General features: G+C 59.2%; 4 protein-coding genes. 1 reads left to right on the top strand and 3 read right to left on the bottom strand.

Annotation, left to right across the window (positions count from 1 at the left end; all coding sequences use genetic code 11):
* Positions 1 to 504: SURF1 family protein (locus H0V34_12300; protein ID MBA2492436.1), on the bottom strand; the 504-nt coding region annotated here is incomplete at its 3' end.
* 137 nt (positions 505 to 641) lie between these two features.
* On the opposite strand from H0V34_12300, the gene H0V34_12295 reads away from it, so the two are divergent.
* Positions 642 to 851, top strand: a complete 210-nt coding sequence (locus H0V34_12295; protein MBA2492435.1) for a twin transmembrane helix small protein — start codon at positions 642 to 644, stop codon at positions 849 to 851.
* Between the two features lie 56 nt (positions 852 to 907).
* Here H0V34_12295 and H0V34_12290 read toward each other — a convergent pair whose 3' ends face one another.
* Together H0V34_12290 and H0V34_12285 are read right to left on the bottom strand one after the other, a co-directional pair.
* Positions 908 to 1,786, bottom strand: a complete 879-nt coding sequence (locus tag H0V34_12290) for a cytochrome c oxidase subunit 3 (protein ID MBA2492434.1) — start codon at positions 1,784 to 1,786, stop codon at positions 908 to 910.
* Between the two features lie 51 nt (positions 1,787 to 1,837).
* A complete protein-coding gene (locus H0V34_12285; protein MBA2492433.1) occupies positions 1,838 to 2,383 on the bottom strand; it encodes a cytochrome c oxidase assembly protein in 546 nt (181 codons plus the stop codon).
* Positions 2,384 to 2,510: the final 127 nt, after the last annotated feature.

The raw sequence follows: 2,510 nt of genomic DNA, 5'->3' as shown, positions 1-2,510 counted from the left end.
CCGCAAGCTTGCGCCCACCAGCGCAAGGTCAAGGCGCGCGCCCATTTGCTTGAAGTCTATGAACTGGACGCGCCGCGGCCAGACACGCTCGCCCGAATCCATACCGCCGAGACTGAAACCCTGCTCGTACGGTACATAAATCGTGCCGCGCAGAGCGATCCTGGCGTCCGTTACCGGAATCTCCGGCAGCCGTCCACGATTGGCGCCCGATGGTATCCAGCCCCGATCCGCCAGCAGGCCCTTTCCGCCGTTTACGCGCAGCGGCGTCAGCACGTGGTACCCCGCCTGCCCGGCTCGCACCTGGTTATCCAGCAGAAACTGGTGATCGGAATCGAAGCGGCCGGTGATCTCGACGTGCCGATAGCGCCAGTGCTCCGCGTTCACTAACGGCAATGCAAGCGCCACTGGCGGTTGCTGGCTGCGCCGCGCGTAGCTATCGAGAATTGCCTGCTTTTCCTCCGCCCTGTTAAGCTGCCAGATGCCGAGCGCGATAAACAGTGTCATTAACACGACCGCCGCCGCAATGGGTACAAGCGCGACTCTGGCCAAAACTGCGGGCCCGAAACTGTAGCGCTTACCGCGGCTCCGCATGCGGCGCGCGGCGGCTCTCGCCCTTCATCTGCGATTCCGGGAAATTAGCCATGCTGATTAAAATCATCGTCATCCTGCTGTTGATCGTAATCATCGGCAGCCTGTCCTCCGGATTGTTCTTTCTCGTTTCGGACAAAGGCCACAGCGATCGCACGGTCAAGGCGCTCACCTGGAGAATCGCCCTGTCGCTGGCCGCGTTTGCGCTACTGATGCTGGGGCACTGGGTGGGATTGATCCAGCCGCACGGACTGTACTACTGAATCGCTGCCGCGCGCACCGGCGCGCGGCAGGCGCTGCTGGCTGAATGGTTGGGGCTTTATATCCAGTAAACGAAGATGAAAAGTCCCAGCCACACGACGTCGACAAAATGCCAGTACCAGGACACTGCTTCGAAAGCGAAGTGATTGTCGGGCGTAAACTGCCCCCACATACTGCGGAACAGGATCACGGTGAGCATGATCGCGCCGATGGTGACGTGCATGCCGTGAAAACCCGTTAACATGTAGAACGTTGATCCGTAAATGCCGGACTCGAGCGTCAGGTTCAACTCATGATAGGCATGTCCGTACTCAAACGCCTGCAAGGAAATGAACGTCACGCCAAGCACGACGGTGGCGAGCAGCCCCAGAATCAGCTGTGCGCGTTTGCCGCCCTTCAATCCCCAGTGGGCCCAGGTTACCGTCACACCGCTACTGAGCAGAATCAGCGTATTGATCGCCGGCACGCCCCACGGCGACATAATCTCGTAATCACCGCCGATATGGGCCGGACCGTTCGCGGTCTGCGGCCACACCGACTCGAAACCCGGCCACAGAAAGAAGTTGGTCGGTGTGCCATGTCCTTCGCCGCCCAGCCAGGGCATAGAATACTGACGCGCGTAAAACAGCGCGCCGAAAAAGGCCGCGAAAAACATCACCTCCGAGAAAATGAACCACATCATGCCCCAGCGGAACGAACCATCGACCTGATCGTTGTACAAGCCGGATTCGCTTTCCCGTATGACGGTTCCGAACCAGCCGAACATCATGAACACCGTGATGACGACGCCGGCGATGAGGACATTACGGCCGTAATCCGCCCCATTCAACCAAATCGCCGCGCCAACCATTGCGGTGGCGACGCCTACTGTGGCCACGATAGGCCAGTGACTGCCGTGGGGTATGTAATACTGATTTTGCGCCGTTGCCGTTGCCATCGTTATCGTGCCCTTGCCTCGAATAAAGTCGTTATGGTCGCAGCGCGGCGGTTATTCCAAGGTCGCCTGTGCGGTTACATCAAAAAACGTGTAGGAAAGCGTGATCGTATTGATTTCTTCGGGAAGCTCCGCATCCACCACGAAACTCACGGGCATCCTGCGCCCCTGCCCGGCGCTGAACGTCTGGCGCCGGAAGCAGAAACATTCGGTCTTGGGCAAATAAGTTGCGGCCGGAGCTGGCGCTATGCTGGGTATGGCCTGCCCAACCATGTTTTGGAGAGACTTGTTGCGCGCGTAAAAGCGGGTCGTGTACAGCTTGCCCGGATGCACGCGCATGGTAGAGCGCGTCGGCTGGAACTCCCAGTTCATGCTCTGATTCAGGTTGGTGACGAACTCCACCGTGACCGTGCGGTCCTTGTCCACCCGCATCGAATCGACGTTCTGTGCGACGGTCATCCGCGACGACTTGCCGTTAAGCCCCGTGACTTCGCAGAACACGTCGTACAGCGGCACCATGGCGAACCCGAACCCGAACATGGCGACTACCACCACGCCAAGGCGGCTCAGCACCTTCAGGTTCGCGCCATCGCGCGCCACGGTATCGGCCTGCTTAGGGTCGGACTGTTCAGGCATTGGCAACCAGCAGGAAAAAGCCAATGTAGATAGTCAGCGCGACAATGCCTAAGGTCGCGGCCGTAAGTTTAATGCCCTTGTTCATGAGCCT

It is taken from the genome of Gammaproteobacteria bacterium (assembly GCA_013696315.1).
In the GTDB taxonomy this organism is placed as follows: Bacteria; Pseudomonadota; Gammaproteobacteria; order JACCYU01; family JACCYU01; genus JACCYU01.
Note: the sequence above shows the minus strand (reverse complement) of the source record. Positions and strands in the feature narration are given on the sequence as shown.

Coding starts and splice junctions, on each gene's coding strand:
- H0V34_12295 (MBA2492435.1), top strand. CDS start 642: ATGCTGATTAAAATCATCGTCATCCTGCTGTTGATCGTAATCATCGGC.
- H0V34_12290 (MBA2492434.1), bottom strand. CDS start 1,786: ATGGCAACGGCAACGGCGCAAAATCAGTATTACATACCCCACGGCAGT.